The 832-nt window shown below is 48.0% G+C and carries 1 protein-coding gene; it reads right to left on the reverse strand.

The genetic code is table 11. From position 1 onward, the window contains the following. Positions 1-832: Ig-like domain-containing protein (locus tag P5674_RS25370; protein ID WP_315670439.1), on the reverse strand; the 832-nt coding region annotated here is incomplete at both ends.

An 832-nucleotide genomic window follows, 5' to 3' on the forward strand; every position in this document is an offset into this window, starting at 1 on the left:
ATCTTCTGGAATAATGGGGGCGGCTGTATTGAAAAAGTAATCCACCTGGGAGGTAAACGGCGGAGATGATGAACCTCCCGCATTTCCCGCAAATAACCCCACCTGTTGCACTTGTAAGGCTTCCGTAAAACTCCCGGCTGTCGTCCAACTCACACCATCAGGGGAATAGTTGAGAGTCCATACATCCCCTTCTCGGTTAACTTTCAGGTGTCGGGCTTGTCCGGGTTGTACCCCCATACGAATCATAGACCGGGAACCACCGTTACGGGTTGAAGCTGCAAATAAGGCTAAACCTGAATTAGTCTTAAAGACATCAAACCTGACCCAGTTACTATCATCTTGTTCTACCAAAATCCCCTGTATTTGCTTATCTAAGGCGGGGTCGGCAGCAAATTTGATTTCTAACTCAAAATCTTGGTTTTGAGCGGGCTGCATGAGTCTGGAGGCGCTACGGTTGCGATTCCACATATCAGTAGCACCGGGAACTGATAGTTCTACATAAGCATCTGGTGTACCAGTTCCGGTGAGTAGGTAGGAACTATTATTGCTGGGACTGATAAAATTCCAGCGGGGGTCTAGGCTGTTGGTGTTGAAGTCGTCGGACTCGAAGGCTAAGTCTAACTCGGAAACGGTGAGGGAGACGGTGGCTGGGTTAGAGATAGCGCCATCATTATCTTCTACGGTATAAGTAAAGCTATCCGTACTGGTAGATGAACCGTCATGGCTATAGGTGATTGTTCCATTAGGGTTAACGGTGATATGACCGTAGTTGGGAGAGTCAACTACGGTGACGGTATCTGGGATTAAAACACCATCAGGGTCGCTATCGTTA

Origin of the sequence: Limnospira sp. PMC 289.06 (assembly GCF_032350395.1) — a bacterium.
In the GTDB taxonomy this organism is placed as follows: Bacteria; Cyanobacteriota; Cyanobacteriia; order Cyanobacteriales; family Microcoleaceae; genus Limnospira; species Limnospira platensis.